This window comes from Lacticaseibacillus paracasei subsp. paracasei, assembly GCF_000829035.1.
Classification (GTDB): Bacteria; Bacillota; Bacilli; order Lactobacillales; family Lactobacillaceae; genus Lacticaseibacillus; species Lacticaseibacillus paracasei.
Genome location: NZ_AP012541.1, coordinates 2195875 through 2215401, shown reverse-complemented (window position 1 = coordinate 2215401; position 19527 = coordinate 2195875). Strand labels below are relative to the sequence as shown.

Here is a 19527-nt window from a genome sequence, read left to right as displayed (position 1 = left end):
GTTGTCATGTCTTTATCTGTTTTTCTTGAGTTGGTTGAGATCAAGGCCAAAACGGCTTCAGTTTTTCCGTTTTTATTAGGCACATTGTTTGCCTGGTATCATTATCATACGTTACATATCGCTGAATTACTGGTTTTCTTCGTGGCCATGTTGCTGTTTAACATGGCGGTTGACGCGAACGATAATTATCAAGATTACAAACGATCAGAGCGCACAGCAGCGTTGCGTTTTCGCGAGAAGACTAACATTATTGGGGTTCATCATCTCAACTCGAGCATGATTGGGTGGATGGTTGTCGGTATGATGGTAACCAGCGGTGTGTTGGGCCTCTGGATGGTGAGCCGGACGGGGTGGCCCTTGCTGGTGATGGGATTGTTTAGCTTTGCAGTCGGCTATGGTTATGCTGGCGGTCCGCGACCAATTTCGGCCACGCCGTATGGGGAATTTTTCTCAGGATTTACGATGGGTTTCGTGATTTTCCTAATTGCCGTTTATGTCAACGTCTTTAATGTTGCCGCCTTCTCATGGCCGTTGATCGGATCGGTTTATCTTGCCAGTGGATTGGCACAGTGTACGATTGCGGCCTTGTTGCTGGCCAATAATATTGCCGATCAAGAAGAGGACGAAACGCTCAAGCGCCGAACGATTGTGCATTATCTTGGCCGTTCTCGCAGCATCATCTTCTTCTATGGATTATATACGGTTGGCTTTTTGATGCTGATTGCCGCGGTTGTGCTGGGGTTACTGCCAAAATTAACCTTGCTAACGCTGATTACCGTGCCCATTGTGGTGAAGAACGCGCGCGGTTTTGCCGTCAATCCGGTTAAAAAACTGACTTTTCCGAATGCCATCAAGAATCTTTTTATCACGACGTTGGCCCAGGTTATCTTTCTCGCATTAGGCGTCTTCTTGAATATCTGACCCGAATATCACGATGGAGGTTTTCATGAGCATTGCAATCCGACCATTTGTCAAAAAAGATCTGACCAGATTTGTTTCCGCAATCTCGCCATTGCTGTCGCCTTCAGCCGTAAACTTTGCGTTGATCACGGATACCCACGATAAGGCAAAATTTGCCACCACTTATTATGGACCTACTGGATACTGGCATGTACGCGAACAGCAATGGTTAAGTGACCAATTACCACTGGCACTCCGGGTCCATCTTGGCGACTTGGTGGATGGGTCCGAGGCACCATGGCTGACTCGACTGCGATTACGGAACATCATGGCTGATTATCAAAGCGGTTCTGTCCCGTTTCTGGTGACAAAAGGCAATCATGACGATAATGACAAGTTTGCCGAAAAGCGGGCAGGGCATCGCGGCAGCTTTTTGCCAGAAGTGAACCAGACGATGATTTTTAGACCAAATGCTGAGCAGATACGGGTGGCTGTTTCGCAAGAAGGGCTAATGGTTCAAGACTTTCCTAACTTGCGGATCATTGTTTTGAATACGGCAGATGTCCCTTTGATTGATGGTCACAAGGCTTTTGATGTCAAGAAAACACTTGCGGTCTCATTCGCTCAGCTCCGGAATTTTGCATTGGCATTAAAAGGTGCTGGTAAGCGAGATGTCTTGTTGTTGAGCCATGCCCCAGCCCTGAAGGAAAATGGCCAGCCGGCACTGAAATTTAATGGCCGCGCTGTCCATGAGTTATTGCGAGCCTTTAACTTCCACGCGAGCGGGGTGTTGCATACTGGCGAGGCACCAGCGTTTGGCGGTCGTCTGCGGTTTGACTTTAGGCAGTCAAGCGGCCGAGTGGTTGGTTATTTAGCTGGTCATTATCATTTAGAAGCAGATTACATTGTTAATGGCATTCATTACAGCCTGCAGAATACAAGCGCGTTGATGGGCCGTCATCACGGTCTAACAACCAAGTTTAATCGCCGGTATGATCGACGTTTTGGTTTGCCGAGCGAATATGCCGGTTATGTGGTGAGTGTGGATACGCAACAGCGGCTGCTTAGCTTGTATGGCTATGGTGCTGCGAGCCGTGTTCGGCGTTTTCAGTATTGAGCGCGGATGGTACGATTTTTTTAAATAAATGACGTGATTAGCTTGCAAAGTTAGCGCTTACATGATACACTTTAATTGAAGTTAAGGAAGAACCAAAAGGTCGATGCAGGAACCGAGCATTACGATCCTTGTCTAGCATTACCAAGACGAACCAGCTCGAAAGTGATGTGTGTGTGTCGCAAAGCACGAATAGACAAATAGAGCGTTGGTGCAGTAAGTATCTGCGCCACCAGTCGTACGATTCATGTTCCAACTGACCAAAGATGAACACACATGGAGGTACGAGGCTAATAAAAAGACTCAGTAATCCAAGCGGGGCAATGAGCTTCCCATAGATGTTCAATAGGGTGTGTCAATAGGACCACCAAACAACGCCTAGTTATAGGGCAACATCATTTCAACACTCGTCGTTCCGTACAAGTGAATAAGTATTTTTTAGAAGGTGTCGCAGTATTAAGGTTATCGAAGAAGGTTTTACAATTAGCACCAAGAAAAGTTTTGAGATTATTGCATCGGTCAAATCCTTAACTTAGGAGATCCAAGTTCACCTGTAGGAACTTGGATCTCTGTTTTTTTTGCGTTTTTTGGGATGTAAAGTGCCTCAAAAATCGTACACTTACTTTGCAAGAAAATCCTGAAGTCATTCATTTCTGGTCCCGTCAACCTACCCAAACGCAATCGGCTCAAATGAAGGTGACTGAAACAACCAAGGTGCTGCTAATCAAAGTCAACAATAATAAGACCGGTTTGGCTTACAATCATATTCAAAAAAATCTTAGATGCCTTGTTAAAGGCGGTGTTCTTCAGGTGCTAATTGATCTTAAGCGCCTTATCCAGTGACTAAGTATCTTGCCCAGATCTAATCCATATGATAAGCTATGCAAAGCATTGTTAATAGGATTAACCTTCGGGGCTAAAGCAATGACTCATCTGCCATACATTCTGGGGTTAAAATACGAACCAGTTTGTCTAAAATGACAGTAGGTAACAATTTACCGACTTGCTAAGAGTTAGAAAAGATAGCGTCAAAATGAAGATTCATACAACGTATTTTGGGGCTGTGTTGGTAGTAACGCCCCCGAATGAATTCAAAGTCTCGTAAACAAAAATTGTTGCGTTATTTTTTTCTTGTAAAAAAAAGATGGGTCTACACTTTCTGGTGTTGAGAAATAATCAACACTGAACGTGTAGGCCCTTTTTGGATAACGCAAAAAGACACCTACTCAGTGTCCATGCTATGCTTGTTAGCGTCGAAACCAAAAGCAAGCGAGGTTATGAGTAAATGTCCCAATACGATCCTACACTGTCCGTCCTTGGAATACCAGACCATAATATCAAAGTTGCCTTTGTTCGTCATGAATATCGCGGCAACGGGGTACGTCGCCGCCAGTATCATGTGATTGATGCCGAGCTGACTTACCGGTTAACCCGGTGCCCACTGTGTGGCTTTGAGGCCTTGCACCCTAACGGGTTTTATACGGCCCACGTGCGCGTCCTCAATGGGGTTGAAATGCCGACAGTCATTGACTTGCACAAGCAACGATGGCGCTGTCATAACTGTTACCACACAGTCAGTGCCAAGACGCCACTCGTGCAACCCAACCACACGATCGCCACTCACATGACAGAGCGAATCATGAAGTTAGCGCATGAACGGTTGCCAGTCAAAACCATCGCCCGTATTATCGGAATCTCAGCTTCCTCGGTTCAACGGATCATTGACCAAAATCTCAAACTCCGACCGGCTCGCCGGCTGCCCACGCGACTCTGCTTTGATGAGTTCCGTTCTACTCATGGCATGATGTCGTTTATCTGTCTTGATGCCGATTCACATCGTCTGATTGCCTTGCTTGGTGATCGATTCAACCGCACGATTAAAAACTTCTTCATCGCTCATTATTCACTCGCTGAACGCACTCGGGTCCAGACGGTCACCATGGACATGAATGCAGCTTATCAGACGATTATTCATGAGGTTTTCCCCAAGGCCCAAGTCGTCATTGATCGGTTCCATATCATTCAACTTGCGGCTCGTGCCCTTGATCAGGTACGCGTCCAAGCGCTCAAACAGCTTGATGACAAACACAGCCGTCCTTATAAGATCATGAAGACAAACTGGCGGCTTTTTCATCAAACTGCGCCTGACGCTAAACACAAACAGTTCCTGTTTGGTTTGAATGAATACGTCACGCAACAGGAGACCATCGATATCGCACTTGATACTGAGCCCAAGCTCAAGCAAACCTACGAGACCTACTTAGTGGCTGGTGAAAGCAGCATAACTGCAAGCTTTATTGGCATCAAAGAATAGTAAAGATTATAATTAGTGCAAAGTAAACATGGGCTAACCCCTGTTTTCCTTGCACTTTTTATTTTTCCTGGAGGAAACCATCATGGCTTATCGACATCGTGCTACCCAATTGTCATTTCAATCCTTTAACAACGGCCTTGGTGTGCCACTTTCTTCCGACAATGAGTGGGTTCAATTAGCCGACATGCTCCCGTGGCAACAGCTCGATGAAGCCTATCAACTTCTTTTTACTGAGATGGGTGGGCGCGCTGCTAAACCCTTTCGTCTGCTTTACGGTGCCAGTTTGATCAAGCAAGCAGAACATCTAACCGACCGTTCGGTCGTTACCGCTATTCGTGATACCCCGGCTTACCAGTACTTTATCGGGCTAGACACCTACACAACCGACCTGCCGTTCAACCACTCAACCTTGGTTTATTTTAGACGACGCATGGGTCAAATAACGGAACTAGTGCGAAATATCATCAGTGATACCTTGCGCGAACAAATCCAAAGTTTATTGCCAGATGATGAGCTCCGTGTCTTGATCACAGACGCTACTGCGGTGCCAATTGAAATTCGTTTTCCACAAGATACTTCGCTGCTAAATCAAGCTCGGCTCAATCTAGAAGAAATGTTATTAGACATGGCTCATCAGTTGCAAATCAAGCCTCCACGAACCTACAAACGTGAAGCAAAAGCTAAGTGGACCGCTTTTGCTAGAAAACCGCGGCGTTGGGCTAAGGAAACACGCAAGCAGATCAAAGTACAGCTCCAGTATGTCCGACGTGATCTACGTTATATCGATGTGCTGTTGGCCCACGGTGCCTCTCTTAACGAAAGGCAAACCAAACGATTGGCTGTGATTCGTGAACTTCTTGACCAGCAAATGTTCATGTATGAAAATCGGACCCATCGGGTCCCAGGACGGATTGTTAGCTTGGCACAACCGTGGATTCGCCCGATTAACCGTGGTAAAGCCAAACAACGAACCGAATTTGGTCCCAAGATTGATGCTTCAATTGCCGATGGCATGATCGATATCGAACGATTTGATTTTAAGGCGTTCAATGAAAGCCAAGATTTAGCAACAACCATCGATCATTATTTCGACGTGCATGGTTATTATCCCGATGAAATCTTAGCTGACACACTTTATCGTACCCGCGAGAATCGTCAGCTCTGTCAACGACTAGGCATTAGGTTGTCGGGACCACGTTTAGGACGTAAGCCTAAAAAGATGGATGCTAAGCAGCGGCAAGTTGATCGTGACGCAGAGAAGCGGCGCGGGAAAATTGAACGCGGTTTTGCCTTCATGAAAGGCCCTTTGGGCCTTTCATTGGTGCGGACTAAAACGGTAGCCAGCATCGCAGTGACGATTGATATTGCGATCAATCTAGCCAATCTAAAGATGCTATTAAGGCTTTTTAATGGACCAATTTTGATTTTTGTAAAATATAAGCAGGAATCCATCTTAATTCACTATCAAATTCACGTTTCAGGTAGCCGGAATGTTACCTAATTCACCAGCCACTACTTAGCGCTTCATGATGCCTTGATGGTGAAGAAACATCCCACGGAACTGGCAAACCTGTTAGCTACTTACGAGCCAAACGGTACGGCAATGGACATGACGATCGCGACGCTTAAGCGACACAAAGTCGCTGTTCTCGCCGCTGTCACCAGCCCTTATTCCAACGGTCCGATCGAAGGGGTTAACCGCCTCATCAAGTCACTCAAACGATCCTGTTTTGGCTTCAAGAATCAGCTGAACTTCTTCAAACGAATCTACCAAATCACGGCATAACATGACAAAGACGGCTCCCCAAATGGAGAACCGCCTCAAATGATAAATTTATTCTTCAACACCAGTTGACGTAGAGCCCCTTATTCCAACGGTCCGATCGAAGGGGTTAACCGCCTCATCAAGTCACTCAAACGATCCTGTTTTGGCTTCAAGAATCAGCTGAACTTCTTCAAACGAATCTACCAAATCACGGCATAACATGACAAAGACGGCTCCCCAAATGGAGAACCGCCTCAAATGATAAATTTATTCTTCAACACCAGTTGACGTAGAGCCAAAAAGATTGATTGCAATGAACATGTCCTTCTGAGGGAAAAATGCAAGAGATGCTATTACTAATATCAATAATAGCATTGCTCTCATGGATGAGCTAATTGCAAACAAAGCATTGACTAGTAATGTAATTGTTGGTACTAAGATGATTATCACCATTATAGAATCCGCTTTTATTTTTCTCGTTTGTGCTCCTCATTTCGAACTTTAAGGGGAATTTGTTTGAAAATCAATTTTTTTAAATGGATCAGAGATGTCCGCCATTGGAAAACAATATACTTGTTTATGATGATATCGATAGTGACGTATAGTATGATTGGCTTGTGCCGACAGTTATCAGTATCTAGTATTCAGAAAGTATTACAATTGCTAACAGGCCAGAAAATTTTTGCTTTATTGTTCTTAGGTTGCTTAGCAGTCACACCAATGATTGTGTATGACAAAGTTTACGCGGACAAACTTTCCGTACCTTCTCGGGGCGGTTTCTTCAACATGACTAGCTGGTCATTAAATGTCGTAAATAATGTTGCCGGTGCAGGAGGTATGGTAGGGGCTTCTCTCAGATATGCGCTTTTGGGGCAACATGTCAATGCTCGTACTGCAACTAAAATGTCATTTCACATCTCACTTTTTTCGTTATCAGGCCTTTCGATTAATTACAGCATATCCGCATTACTAATTAAGAATAACAATGTATCAATTTTAGCAGGTTCGCTTTCATATATTTCTTTTTTGATTATAGTCTATCCACTCATACCATTAATGCTGAAAACACCATCCTTAAAATTTCCCACAAAATTGATCTTGCTAATGACATCGGTCATCGAATGGTTTGCATGCTTTGGTATAGTGCTATTATCAAATACTATTTTAAATTTAAATATTGATTTATTTGTTTTATATCAGAGCTATTTCTTCTCTGCTGCACTCGGTGTGGCATCGTTGATTCCTGGAAGTGCCGGTTCTTTTGACCTAAGCCTGACTGAAACGTTAAAACATGCAGGCGTACTGCCTAACACCTCTGCAAGCCTGTTAATTTTGTACCGGTTATTCTATTATGTAATTCCTACCATTCTTGCTGTTGTTTGGTTTATTTTATTAAAAACCAATATCTTGCAATCTAAAGCCAACAAATGATAACGGTTTCTAGTCAGCATAGTAGCTGTTAGAACGCGTTTAGAATATTATTAAAAGTATCCGAATAACGGCTGAAATTAGCTGTATAGCAGTGGCTTGTGACTAGCTTTCGCAAATACATCACAGATCACAGCCTTTACTTATCCATCTATAAATTCGTTCAACTTTCCGATGCTGAAGTGTGAAAATACCGCTTTTTAAAGAATTTGTTTTGCAATAATGATAGCTGCACTAATGGGATAAGTATACATTTGTTCACTAGAAGCATTGCTACTGTATTGGCAGGTGAGTGTCTTCAACCGCAAGGAATTCCTTTATTTTGAATTCAATTTACCTGAAAATAATCTCCAAGTCAAAGAAACCCAACACGCTGTTCTAGATTCGACTTTTGGGTAATGGCCATACGTGTAGATGGTTCAAGATTTATCTTAGTTGATGATTAAGCACTGACTGTACAACCTGACCATCCTCAAATAAAAATTTTCAAATACAAGATTAGACAAATGTTAATAAAACGATTAGATATTGCATGATGCGAGGACGAGGGACATAATGAGTTGTCGGGAGACTTAAAAATTAACTATACGAGGAGGAATACCCATGGAACTCTTAAACGAAAAAGAGCTAGCTCACGTTATTGGTGGTAAACGAAAGTGCCCCAAAACGCCCTTTGATAATACGCCTGGCGCATGGTTTGCACATTTGATTTTGGGCTGCTAATGACTAGGATCATTTGCTTTATCCGAATCCTACACGGCCATAAGTCGATCGCGAAGATACGCCAAAGCCATGTTTAGAATGTTCAAGAGATCGTCGCGTTTTGAGCTGATTTCTAGAAAGCTTCATCCTAGCTTGACTTGTATTGATATTTCACCGTCAATTTATCCGGCTAACGTGTCTAATTGCCGCACTTTTTAGAGAACTCGAACATGTTCTAAGTAAATTTATGGTTGCGATAGTATTCGGCCCCGCTCTCACAAGCTTCAGGCTTTAGTCGGAGGTGTTGACAAAATTCGCTTGTTTATTTTCCGACAGATTAAACACGAAATCGTCCTTTGCATCGTCCACTTCAGTTTGGCCGCCTACACGTGCGTTTATTGTTAGCTTATCGAGAGTGGTCGCTGAACAATTAGTCTACCTAATTGTTCGAAATCTTATTTTCCCATTAAACGTTCAGCCAAACAGCAACCATGGTAACTGTGTCGTCGGATGGCTGTTTGGGTCTGTCAAATAACCGTGACTAAATTGTCAAAGAACTTGTTAGTAGATGCAAAAATTGCTGTTTTCTCAGAGCTTCAAGGGGACCTCGAACCAGCAGATTATTTTAAGCATCATGCGTTCGCCTGAAGCTAACAGGCTTGATTGCTATAAGTAGCGTTACTGAATTAACCGATCTTTCCGTTCTGGTTGATGCGGAAGCATTGTAGAATTATTTACCATGAGCGTTTCAGGCTTCAAGCAAACTGCTCAAAATCAAACTGACTTAAAAGACAGCGACTTCGGTACTCCTTATAGCATAAGGAATATCGAAGTCGTTTTAAGTGGAACTCAAATTCGTTCGCTTACCTTTAAAAAACTTCTGTGTTGCTAGTTATCGTGCCTCGTATTCCGACTGTTCTCCCGAAGAGAGCGAACTGGCGCAGAAACATTCTGCTCACGCTCTTGAATTGACTTGCGACGCTAAATCTTTATACTGAAACAAGTAATGATCGTCATTCACGCGAAAAGGGGTTAACTGTATGTGCGGAATCATCGCGTTTGCGGACAAGACAATTTTAAATAAAAAGCCAGTTATTAATAACATGATGGACATGATCAAACACCGGGGTCCCAATTCCAGCGGCGAATATATCAATGATAACGTTGCCCTCGGATTCCGCCGGTTGTCGATCATTGACTTAAAAGGTGGTTCGCAGCCGATCCTGAATGAGGATGGCACAGTTGCGATCATCTTTAATGGGGAAATTTATAACTTCCAGAGCATTCGCAAGGATTTGATTGCTGCTGGTCATGTGTTCAAGACCCATTCCGATACCGAGGTTCTACTTCACGGTTATGAGGAATATGGGATGGACGAACTTCTCAAGAAGATTCGCGGGATGTTCGTCTTCCTTATCTGGGATGACAATAAGAAGGAAATGTTTGGCGCGCGTGATTTCTTTGGAATCAAGCCAATGTATTACTATCACGATGGCGATACCTTTATTGTGGGTAGTGAAATCAAAGCATTTTTGAAGCATCCTAAGTTTAAGAAACAATTGAACAAGGAAGCACTGAAGCCTTATTTGACTTTCCAATATTCGGCTTTGGATGAGACTTTCTTTAAAGGGGTTTACCGGATTCCTGAAGGGCACTATTTTACCTTGAAGGATAACAAGTTAACCATTAAGAAGTATTGGGACATGGATTTCAAGGCGAACAATTTGAGCTTTGAAGATACTGTTGCAGCTATTGACAAGAGTGTTTCTGAGTCAGTTGATGCTCACCGGATTTCCGATGTCGAAGTCGGGTCTTTACTTTCATCAGGGGTCGATTCCTCTTATATCACCGCCTTGTTGCGGCCAGAGCATACCTTCTCAATTGGTTTTGACAACAAAAAGTATCACGAAGGCGTTGCCGCTAAGGAACTCAGTGACAAACTCGGTTTGGATAACACTAGTGATATTGTTACTGAAAAAGAAGCGTTAGATAACTTCCCGTTGATTCAATATCATTTGGATGAACCGGATTCCAATCCTTCCTGTGTACCGCTATACTTCCTAACGAAACTGGCACACAAAGACGTGACCGTTATTTTGTCTGGGGAAGGTGCTGATGAACTCTTTGCTGGTTATGCGAACTATGGCTTCCATACGCGCAGCCACGCCATTCGAGTCTTTGCGGACGGTTTACGCAAGTTGCCAAAAGGTGTTAAGTATACGATCGCCCATGGCCTGAAAAAGATGCCGAATTTCCATGGCCGCTTGCATCTTTATGAATCAACAGCCCCTGCCGAAGAATTCTTCATCGGCGAAGCACTGGTTTTTCATGAGGGCCAGGCTGACAAGATCTTACAACCGGAATTTCGGCAAAGTGAGAGTGTTCGTGACATCGTGACCGCTTCGTACAAAAAGGTACGTCATTACGATGATGAAGTTAAGAAGATGCAGTATCTCGACATCCACCAGTTCATGCCAAAAGATATTCTTTTGAAAGCTGACAAGTTGTCGATGGCCAACTCGATGGAATTGCGGGTACCGTTCCTTGATAAGGAAGTGGCTAAGGTCGCGGCTGGTATCCCAACCAAGTATCTGATCAATTCGCACAACTCGAAGTATGCATTGCGTGAAGCTGCTAACCGTCACTTACCGGAAGAATGGGCGAGTCGTGAAAAGCTCGGTTTCCCAGTGCCGGTCAAGCAGTGGTTGGAAGACGAACCGTTCTACAAGACGGTCCGCAAAATGTTTGAACAAGACTGGGTCAAGGAATTCTTCGATCAGGATGCCATTCTCGATATCTTGGATCGTACGTATCGGCAGGAAAGCGATGATCGTCGGAAAGTTTGGACGATTTACACCTTCCTTGTTTGGTACAAGGTCTATTTCATCGATGATGAAGTGCCGCATTATATTGCAGATTCAAGTAAAGAGAAACTTGAAGCATAATCCATCGTATTGAATAATAAGCACAAGGCAAATGCAGCAGTTCAGATCTGCAAGCGCCTTGTGCTTATTTTTGATTTAAGACTTAATTAGAAAGGAAATCATGATGCCACAAGCCGACTGTATCTTTTGCCATCTTCCCCAAACCAGTATCGTTCTTGAAAATGATCTCGCAGTGGCCTTTTGGGATATTCATCCTGTGAGCCAGGGTCACTTGCTTGTGATTCCGCGGACGCATCGAAGCAACTTCTTCGACCTAAGCGAGGAGGAGCTGTTAGCCATCAATCGTCTCATTCATGCAGGCAAAACGTTGATTGACCAGCAATATCATCCTGATGGTTATAATGTTGGCGCTAATGTCGGCCTGTATGGCGGTCAAACAGTGATGCATTGCCACCTGCATTTGATCCCGCGATACCGTGGGGATGATCCTAACCCTGCTGGCGGTATTCGGAAAATGCTACCGAATGGCCAAGAATTTGCCTAATTTAGATGTAGACAGTCAAATCATGTATTTTCGGCAAACAAGACACGAGTGTCGTCAATTTTTGCTTGATATTCCTTGCATACATCAAAAACCCGCCAAAAATTGACGGGTTTTTGATGTGCATTGGCTTTCCTTAAATCAGGGCAATTCAATCAGTCTTTGCTACTTGGCAAAAATGGCTGAACCAGATTTGCCAAAGCTTCAATGTTCCGCGTTTGAATATACACAGTACCAGAGCCACTAAAGCGGTTGACCAACCCTTCACCAGTTGTGAAGCCAATGATACCGCTGGCAGGTTGAATGTTGTAATTTAGCTTGCTGTCCCATGCAACGACATGACTGTTATCAATCACATATTCATGACTGCCATCTAAGGTGATCGGAATGATGTCTCCATAAGCAGAGACGAGCATTGTCCCAGTTCCGGCAGTTTCCATAATGAAGAACCCGCCAGTCCCACCAAACAAAGCACCGCTGACTTTTTGACTCACCATGTGATAGCTGGCGCTGGTGTCCATGGCCAGAAAAGCACCCGTGTTCAAACGATATTGATGGGTGTCATCAAGGGTTAACTCTTTAATAACGCCGGGATTACCGGGGGCGATGGCCAATTCAGCATCTGGGGCAGTGCCAGTGGCGGTTGTGATGAAAAAACGTTCGCCGCTAGTGACTGAGCGGCCGATAGCACTCATAATACCGCCAAGCCCTTTCTTACCATTACTATTCATATGACCGCTGAGTTCGACCAAGCCATTGTGATAAATCATGGACCCGGATTCAATTTGAATCGTTTCATCTTGGCCCATTGTGATGTTGACAACCGGGAAGGTGCTGTTAGGTGTGATTGAATAATTCATGACTAAATGCTCCTCTCTTAATTAAGGTCATTGTAGCCTATTCTGAAGGGTCAGTGTTGGTTGTTGTCGTTTGGCAAAACTGCATTTTCCGTGGTGTCCTTATACGAATTAAAGGAAAGAACGACGAAAAACCTGAAAATACCGACGTTTAAATTTAAATGAATCCCGAACTGTTCCTCAGGCGTATATTTTGGATAAGATAACCAAAATTGGCAGTTGGCAGATGTTGGAAGGGATACTGCGATAATAAGACGGCAAGCAATTAAAAGGCAAATTTTGTATATCGTTAAGATTTAACAACTCGTTGCCCGAATGAAGGAGCGATTCTGAATGGATGAAAAGCAAGCAATCATGGTTAAGATGTTAGAACTACAACATCTTTTCGGAAAACAAACAGATGTCACCGCCCAAACGATTGTCTTAAAAATAAAACAGGCAATTGATAAACTAGCAAGTAAACGAACACAAGGGATGAACATTGGTCTGCAAGTGCGATCGATCGGCTACTTTATTAGAGATGAGATGCGTGAACATCACTATCAACTCACATTAGAGCAACAGACTGTTCTTCTTGATATGGAAAGTAAGGCACTAGATATTGAAAGAAGGTTCCAGCCCGGCCTAGCATTGTCTAGAATCATTCCTTTTTAAAGGAAGCTCCCATCGTCGCGTTAAGCACTTAACACCTTGGATTGGTAAAAGAAGCCGCAGCAACGCATGCTATTTAAACTTTATGATTTTGTGGGGGTGACTATGATTGAGTATTTAGTATTCTTTGTACTCCTAGGGATTTTAATCGCTAGTAATCTTGTCATTGCTGTACTTGATTATCGAAAACAAACACGGCGGGACATCCCCCCCAAAACAGAAACGCCGAAACTTCATTAAAAACATTTTTTTAGGTAGTTTTGACCTCTTTATAAGCTTCTGGCCATAGCTGTTATTTGGTGGCTGTTTTTAACAAAAAAGCGGGGAAAAGTTTATTCAAATAACTTGTAGCATCAGTTTCTAAAGTAAGCAGATTTATAAATCATTTGACAAATGCTTCACAACCCAGTAACCTGTAACTAATCTAATTCTTAGGAGGTTCTCATAATGATCAACAAGCTGACTCAAAGCGAACAATCCTTTTATTTCTGGTTTTTCAGACACGATCTGTGAGACCAGTTACCTTTGAGTGAGCGGTCACACAGATCAAGCAATTGACTGTGTGGCTGAGATCAGGAGAATCATTCCCATTATCTTACCCCACAGTCGGCTTGTGACTGTGGGGTTTTGTTTGATTTCAAGCAGCAGAACGAGTGACTCGCTAATCAAAATGGTCTCGAGAAGGGGGACAATTGACCGTGGCGGCAAAGTTCGGACGCCTAGGTCTTCCCCATGAAACACGTTATGATAGAACTATAAGGAAAAATATTGGAGGAAAATAATATGGCATTAGTTGATCGGATGAATCAGGAAGTTAAGCAGCTCAAGCCCAGCGATATTTTGCAATTTAATGCTGCGATCAGCGGGATTGAAGGTATTGTCAAGCTGACACTTGGCGAGCCGGATTTTCCGACACCTGAACATGTGAAGGCGGCCGGTATTGCATCGATTGAAAACAATGAGAGTCATTACACGCAAAGCAAAGGACTTCCAGGATTGCGGGCTGCTGCCACCCATTATCTGGCGACGAAATACAACACCAAATATGACCCGGAAAGGCAAATTTTGATCACTGCCGGCGCGACAGGCGGCATCTATTCGAGTTTGACGGCAATGCTGAATAAAGGCGATACCGTCATTATCCCGACGCCAATTTTTCCGTTGTATATTCCAATTGTGTTGTTGAATGGTGCCAAGCCGATTTTTATTGATACGTCAGAAGATGGTTTCATTTTGAAACCGGAGAAGTTGCAGAAGGCAATTGAGGCAAACAAAGACACGGTAAAAGCCATTGTTTTGAACTATCCGACGAATCCGACAGGTGTGACATACGATCGCGCGGATTTGGAAGCCTTGGCAGCGGTGATCAAGCAATATGAAATCTTCGTATTGAGCGATGAAATATACTCCGAGCTGACGTATACAGGCAAACATGTTTCGATGGGTGAAATTTTACCTGATCAAGCGGTTGTATTGAATGGGGTCTCAAAGTCCCATGCCATGACCGGTTGGCGGGTCGGAATCACCGCAGGACCAGCTGATGTGATTCAGCAGATTGGCAAAGTAAGTGAATTCACGATCACGAGTGTCACCACCAATGCGCAGCGCGCCGCTGAAGAAGCCTTGAAAAACGGCATGGATGACACGCAGCCAATGAAGGAAGCTTATATGAAACGCCGTGACTTCTTGATCAAAGCCTTAACTGCCGCAGGGTTGACTGTGCCGAATCCAGATGGGGCTTTCTACATTTTTGCTAAGCTGCCGGAGCGAATGCATGATAGTTGGAAGTTCGTCTACGCTTTGGCGCGCGAGGCGAAGGTTGCGGTAATTCCTGGCGCTAGTTTTGGCCCCGGCGGTGAAGGGTACGTGCGGATTTCTTATGCAGCTTCAATGGCGGATCTCAAGTTGGCGGCCGAGCGCATCGCCAAGTATATGGCAACGCATTAATGAGCCGATTGAAAAATGCTGGGCTAACAATCTGGAGGCAAATATGACAAAAATTCTAATGTATACCGTCCGACCTGATGAGCGGGCTGCGATTGATGCTTGGGTCGCTGCTAATGATATTCAAGTTGATACCAACACGGTTGAATTTGGACCGGACACCGTTGATTTAGCCAAGGGGTATGACGGTGTCGTGATTCAACAGCATGGTGCGATTCCTGACGAAATGGTTTACCAAAAACTGAAGGCATTTGGCATCAAACAGTTGACATTGCGCATTACCGGTTACGATATTGTGAACCTTGATGCCGCCACTGCAAACGGATTAGTTGTGACCAATGTACCGGCCTATTCGCCACGATCGGTTTCCGAACTGGTTTTAGCCCAAGTCATGCGGTTGATTCGGCATTTAGGGGAAGCAAGCGCCCGCGAAGCGAAGGATGATTATAGTTGGGCCGGCCTTGAAGCACCTGAAATTCATAACTTGACGGTCGGTATTATTGGTGCTGGTAAAATCGGCAGTGCTGTGGCCCGTATTTTTCGGGCATTGGGAGCGACTGTGATCGTCAGTGATCCAGTGAAGCGGCCTGAATTGGCGGATACGGTCAGTTATGTGGATCTAAACACCTTACTCACCACATCTGATGTCGTGACGGTCCATACACCGTTGGACGGCTTGACCACCCACCTCATTGATGCGGATGCGTTACGTAAAATGAAACCGACCGCTTATCTGATCAATGCAGCACGCGGTCCGATTGTCGACACGGAGGCGCTGATAAAAGCACTTAATGATCACACGATTGCCGGAGCAGCCTTGGATACGATTGAAGGCGAAGCCGGTATTTTCGGAGAAGACCGCAGTCAAACGCTCGTTGATAATCAGGCACTTGAAACTTTGAAGGCTATGCCGAATGTTGAAATTTCACCACATATCGGTTTTTATACGGATGCGGCGGTCAAAAATATGATTGATATTTCACTGGACGATGTTAAAACCATTCTTGAAGGCGGCAAGTCAGCGCATCAAGTCAACTAACTTGGAGGACAAGTCAATGAAACAAGATGCTAAAACCATTACTATGAACATTTTGAACGGATTATCCGTGGGAATTATTGTCGCCTTGGTACCCGGCGCTATTTTGAACGCAATTGTCAAACTGTTGCTGCCAAGGTTTCCGCAATTGGCGATGGTTACCTACATGACAGGGGCTGCAATGACTTTGTTGCCGGCACTGTCGGCTGTCTGTGTCGGCATGTTGGCCAAATTTACGCCGATTCAAACCAGTTCGTTAGCTTTGGCTGCGATCGTCGGGGCGGGCAACTACCATCTGACTAAAACAGGATTGACGGTTGCTGGTACTGGCGATGTCATTAACCTTGCGATCACCTTAGCCATTGGTTATTTGTTGATAGTGCTGCTTGGTGACGCCTTGAAAGCTTATACGATTTTGCTCATTCCATCACTGGTGCTGGTCATTGCCGGCGGGATTGGCATGTTAACGCTTGGGCCGGTTTCAAGCATCACGAAGTATATTGGTGTCGTTGTCCATGATGTGACGGCCTTGCAGCCAATCGTGATGGGTGTGCTCATGGGGATCATTTTCGCCGTGTTGATTGTGAGCCCGATCAGTACGGTCGGTATTGCCACGGCAATCTCGTTGACCGGTATCGGTGCGGGTTCTGCTAACCTCGGGATTGTGGGGGCAGGTTTTGCCTTGGCGACCTATGGCTGGAAGGCAAACTCTTTTGGCACGTCGCTGGCTCACTTCCTCGGTTCGCCAAAAATGCAGATGGCTAACATTCTTTCTCGGCCAAAGCTCTTTTTGCCGATGGCGATTAATGCTGGCATTCTAGGCGGTTTTGGGGCGGCGTTGAACATTCAAGGCACCCCGGCCAGTGGCGGTTTTGGTTTTTCTGGCTTAGTCGGTCCCTTGGCAGCGCTTGATGCTATGGGCAGTGTCACAGTTGGCAATGTCCTTGAATTGACCTTGTTATTCTTTATCTTGCCGATTGCGTTGGCCTATGCGAGTCATGTCTTGTTCACCAAGACGCTGCATTATCAAGACCCTGAAGACTATGCTTTGAATTACAACTGATAGGTTTCTATCAATCCCGCCTAAAGCCTGGTTGTGAATGGACATAATCTTGGATCAACAAAAGAAGTTCTGTAGGTTTAACGCTCAATGCTATCAGTAAAATTTGTAACGTCTAAAAGCACATTTTTTGCGAAAATTTATTTTTTGATAACTAAATTGGTTCGGGATGAAGAATTCGCTAAGCTAAAATAAAAAACGCACGTTTTGTCGATAATGGTATAGGTTATGGACGGCTTGCATGATAAAATGAAAGGGATTTAATGCACTTAAAAAGTGAGGTGATGACGATGGTGGCATGGCTGACCCAACAAGTTTTTTGGTTACAAATTCTTGTGATCATTGGTGCCATGCTTTTGGCGATTGGCTTATTGTGGATGCTTTTTTCTTTAGTCTTACTGCCGCTGATCGCGTTCTTGCAACGATTACTGGCACCCGTTGAGAACACGACATCCGTCAGTGATCGCGATTATTTGTTGGGGACTGTTACATTAGCTGTTTCTGATGGTCACACTGGTGAAGTGATGGTGACTGGCGGTGGTTTGGCGCGGCAAACCTATCCCGCCAAATTGTGGTCCGGCACGCATCAAACACTGGCTCAAGGCACCAAGGTCGTCATCATTGAACTCAAGCAAGGCATCGCATATGTTGATGCATTTAGGAGAGCGTGAACTGGCGCGGTTAGCCATCGCATTTAGAGGAGGGGACTTATGGAAATTCTAACTGATTATATGCCGTGGATCATTGCGGCCATCGTCTTGATTTTGATTTTTATTTTCTTGGCGACCCATCGCAAAACCGCACTGCCCAACGAAGTGTTAATTATCTCTGGAGCCATGATTTCGGGCAAGCACAGTTTTAGAGATGTTAACGGCAATCGAGTTAAGCTGATTACGAATGGCGGTTCGTTCATTCTGCCAATCTTGCAGCGCTGGGATGTTTTGAGTCTGAATACACGCACGATTGAAGTCGCAACCCCAGAAGTGTACACACAACAAGGGGTGCCAATTATCGTCAACGGAACTGTTATCTTAAAAATTGGTTCCAGTCAAGAAGAGGTCGCGACGGCGGCAGAACAATTTCTGGGCAAGAATGACGAACAAATCAATTCGGAAGCAACCGAAATCCTTGAAGGCCATCTGCGCGCTATTTTAGGTACCTTAACCGTGGAAGACACGTACCAGAATCGTGATGCCTTTGCGGAGAAGGTTCAGGATGTAGCTAGTTCAGACTTGGCAAAAATGGGCTTGCAGATCATTTCATTCACGATCAAGGATATTGCCGATAAAAACGGTTATCTGGATTCGCTGGGTAAAAAGCAAATCGCTGAAGTTAAGAAAAATGCAGCAGTGGCTGAAGCGGCGGCCAGTCGTGACACCCGGATTCAGCAAGCGCAAGCGGATCAAGAAGCTAAGCAACAAGAAATTGAGCGGCAGACACAGGTGGCTGATGCCGAACGCGAACAGCAAGTCAAAATGGCTGATTTCAAGAAACAGCAAGAAATCGCCCAAGCGCAGGCAGATCAGGCTGCTATTGTTGAGCAAATGAAGGCCAAGCAAGTTCAAAAAGAAAAAGATATTGAACTTGCCCAAAAAGACGCTGAATTACAAGAGCAAGAATTGAATGCCAGCGTGCGTAAACAAGCCGACGCCGATCTGTATAAGGCGCAGCGCGCAGCTGAAGCGCAAAAAGCTACGCAGATTGCGGCAGCTGAGGCATCAGCCAAGCAGGTAGAATTAGCCGCCGAAGCCAACGCTAATGCCACTAAGGCCATCGGGGAAGCAGAAGCTGGCAAAACGCGGGCAATTGGGCTGGCGCAAGCGGAAGCCATTGCCAAGCAAGCAGAAGCAGCCCGTCAGTTAGACGAATCCGGTCGGTTTAAGATGACCATTGAGGCAATGCCAAAGATTATCGAAGCCGCGATGAGTCCATATGCCAATGTCGATTCGATCAAATTGTATGGTGACGGTGATCTGACCGGTCAAACCAGCGGCAGTCTGGTCAAACAATTGGACATGTTGCAAGAAGTTGCCGGAATTGATATTCGCGGGATGCTGAACGGCGCCTTGATGCATCAAGCTGGGAATCAACCCGTTGTCGATGCCATCAAGGATCAACATGCAGCTGCAACGAAGCCGCCAGCAGAAGCAACAATGGCTCCTAAAAAGGAAACCACTGATGATGATCCAAAACCGACACCATCGCGGATGGCAGAAAAGAATAAGTAACCTATAAGTTGTTAACTTGCTAGTGACAAAAGGTTGGATTAACAAAAAAGCATCCTTTCCGTTAAATTTTTGCGGAAAGGATGCTTTTTTATTAAATGCGAT

The 19527-nt window shown here is 44.7% G+C and carries 14 protein-coding genes and 3 pseudogenes; 16 read left to right on the top strand and 1 reads right to left on the bottom strand.

The genetic code is table 11. From position 1 onward, the window contains the following. The first annotated feature begins 6 nt into the window (after positions 1 to 6). From LBPC_RS10875 to LBPC_RS10835, 10 genes and pseudogenes are all read left to right on the top strand, one after another. Entirely contained in the window at positions 7 to 921 is a 915-nt protein-coding gene (locus LBPC_RS10875) for a 1,4-dihydroxy-2-naphthoate polyprenyltransferase (RefSeq protein WP_016365951.1), read from the top strand. A 25-nt stretch (positions 922 to 946) separates the two neighbouring features. Then, positions 947 to 2017 (top strand): metallophosphoesterase family protein, encoded by a 1071-nt coding sequence (locus LBPC_RS10870; protein ID WP_016365950.1) that lies wholly within the window; start codon positions 947 to 949, stop codon positions 2015 to 2017. Between the two features lie 1282 nt (positions 2018 to 3299). Continuing rightward, a pseudogene (locus tag LBPC_RS10860) lies at positions 3300 to 4277 on the top strand (ISL3 family transposase); the annotation flags it as partial. Between the two features lie 133 nt (positions 4278 to 4410). Beyond that, on the top strand, positions 4411 to 5829 hold the full coding sequence (locus tag LBPC_RS10855; protein ID WP_041091311.1) for an IS5-like element ISLrh3 family transposase: 1419 nt from the start codon (positions 4411 to 4413) through the stop codon (positions 5827 to 5829). A 12-nt stretch (positions 5830 to 5841) separates the two neighbouring features. Further along, positions 5842 to 6114 (top strand): annotated as a pseudogene (locus tag LBPC_RS10850) (transposase); the annotation flags it as partial. A gap of 84 nt (positions 6115 to 6198) precedes the next feature. After that, positions 6199 to 6312, top strand: a pseudogene (locus LBPC_RS15810) (transposase); the annotation flags it as partial. A 297-nt stretch (positions 6313 to 6609) separates the two neighbouring features. Next, complete coding sequence (locus LBPC_RS10845) at positions 6610 to 7524, top strand: putative bifunctional lysylphosphatidylglycerol flippase/synthetase (protein WP_016366363.1); 915 nt, start codon at positions 6610 to 6612, stop codon at positions 7522 to 7524. A 600-nt stretch (positions 7525 to 8124) separates the two neighbouring features. Beyond that, on the top strand, positions 8125 to 8244 hold the full coding sequence (locus LBPC_RS14840; protein WP_003603074.1) for a bacteriocin: 120 nt from the start codon (positions 8125 to 8127) through the stop codon (positions 8242 to 8244). Between the two features lie 1019 nt (positions 8245 to 9263). Then, on the top strand, positions 9264 to 11168 hold the full coding sequence (asnB, locus tag LBPC_RS10840) for an asparagine synthase (glutamine-hydrolyzing) (protein WP_003661952.1): 1905 nt from the start codon (positions 9264 to 9266) through the stop codon (positions 11166 to 11168). Positions 11169 to 11271: 103 nt separating this feature from the next. Continuing rightward, the gene (locus LBPC_RS10835) at positions 11272 to 11652 is read left to right on the top strand and encodes an HIT family protein (protein WP_003566880.1); all 381 of its coding nucleotides are present in this window, start codon (positions 11272 to 11274) and stop codon (positions 11650 to 11652) included. A gap of 152 nt (positions 11653 to 11804) precedes the next feature. Here the strand turns inward: LBPC_RS10835 and LBPC_RS10830 are convergent, their stop codons facing one another. Continuing rightward, entirely contained in the window at positions 11805 to 12509 is a 705-nt protein-coding gene (locus LBPC_RS10830) for a TIGR00266 family protein (protein WP_003566878.1), read from the bottom strand. A gap of 330 nt (positions 12510 to 12839) precedes the next feature. Between LBPC_RS10830 and LBPC_RS10825 the strand changes: the two genes are divergently transcribed. The 6 genes from LBPC_RS10825 (at position 12840) to LBPC_RS10795 (ending at position 19425) form a co-directional block, all read left to right on the top strand. Continuing rightward, complete coding sequence (locus LBPC_RS10825) at positions 12840 to 13160, top strand: hypothetical protein (RefSeq protein WP_003661955.1); 321 nt, start codon at positions 12840 to 12842, stop codon at positions 13158 to 13160. A 780-nt stretch (positions 13161 to 13940) separates the two neighbouring features. Then, positions 13941 to 15104: an aminotransferase class I/II-fold pyridoxal phosphate-dependent enzyme gene (locus LBPC_RS10815; protein WP_003661959.1), complete on the top strand. Its 1164-nt coding sequence runs from the start codon at positions 13941 to 13943 to the stop codon at positions 15102 to 15104. Between the two features lie 43 nt (positions 15105 to 15147). Then, positions 15148 to 16140 carry a D-2-hydroxyacid dehydrogenase gene (locus tag LBPC_RS10810; RefSeq protein ID WP_003566872.1) on the top strand — a complete coding sequence of 331 codons (993 nt, stop codon included), beginning with the start codon at positions 15148 to 15150 and terminating at the stop codon, positions 16138 to 16140. Positions 16141 to 16156: 16 nt separating this feature from the next. Next, a complete protein-coding gene (locus LBPC_RS10805; protein WP_003661961.1) occupies positions 16157 to 17200 on the top strand; it encodes a PTS sugar transporter subunit IIC in 1044 nt (347 codons plus the stop codon). A gap of 287 nt (positions 17201 to 17487) precedes the next feature. Next, entirely contained in the window at positions 17488 to 17868 is a 381-nt protein-coding gene (locus LBPC_RS10800) for a hypothetical protein (RefSeq protein ID WP_003591475.1), read from the top strand. A 39-nt stretch (positions 17869 to 17907) separates the two neighbouring features. Beyond that, positions 17908 to 19425 carry a flotillin family protein gene (locus tag LBPC_RS10795; RefSeq protein WP_003661964.1) on the top strand — a complete coding sequence of 506 codons (1518 nt, stop codon included), beginning with the start codon at positions 17908 to 17910 and terminating at the stop codon, positions 19423 to 19425. The last annotated feature ends 102 nt before the right edge of the window (positions 19426 to 19527 follow it).

Bases quoted from the DNA above. Each gene is read 5' to 3' on its own strand.
- LBPC_RS10875 (WP_016365951.1), top strand. From the start codon at position 7: ATGTCTTTATCTGTTTTTCTTGAGTTGGTTGAGATCAAGGCCAAAACG.
- LBPC_RS10870 (WP_016365950.1), top strand. From the start codon at position 947: ATGAGCATTGCAATCCGACCATTTGTCAAAAAAGATCTGACCAGATTT.
- LBPC_RS10855 (WP_041091311.1), top strand. From the start codon at position 4,411: ATGGCTTATCGACATCGTGCTACCCAATTGTCATTTCAATCCTTTAAC.
- LBPC_RS14840 (WP_003603074.1), top strand. From the start codon at position 8,125: ATGGAACTCTTAAACGAAAAAGAGCTAGCTCACGTTATTGGTGGTAAA.
- asnB (WP_003661952.1), top strand. From the start codon at position 9,264: ATGTGCGGAATCATCGCGTTTGCGGACAAGACAATTTTAAATAAAAAG.
- LBPC_RS10835 (WP_003566880.1), top strand. From the start codon at position 11,272: ATGCCACAAGCCGACTGTATCTTTTGCCATCTTCCCCAAACCAGTATC.
- LBPC_RS10830 (WP_003566878.1), bottom strand. From the start codon at position 12,509: ATGAATTATTCAATCACACCTAACAGCACCTTCCCGGTTGTCAACATC.
- LBPC_RS10825 (WP_003661955.1), top strand. From the start codon at position 12,840: ATGGATGAAAAGCAAGCAATCATGGTTAAGATGTTAGAACTACAACAT.
- LBPC_RS10815 (WP_003661959.1), top strand. From the start codon at position 13,941: ATGGCATTAGTTGATCGGATGAATCAGGAAGTTAAGCAGCTCAAGCCC.
- LBPC_RS10810 (WP_003566872.1), top strand. From the start codon at position 15,148: ATGACAAAAATTCTAATGTATACCGTCCGACCTGATGAGCGGGCTGCG.
- LBPC_RS10805 (WP_003661961.1), top strand. From the start codon at position 16,157: ATGAAACAAGATGCTAAAACCATTACTATGAACATTTTGAACGGATTA.
- LBPC_RS10800 (WP_003591475.1), top strand. From the start codon at position 17,488: ATGGTGGCATGGCTGACCCAACAAGTTTTTTGGTTACAAATTCTTGTG.
- LBPC_RS10795 (WP_003661964.1), top strand. From the start codon at position 17,908: ATGGAAATTCTAACTGATTATATGCCGTGGATCATTGCGGCCATCGTC.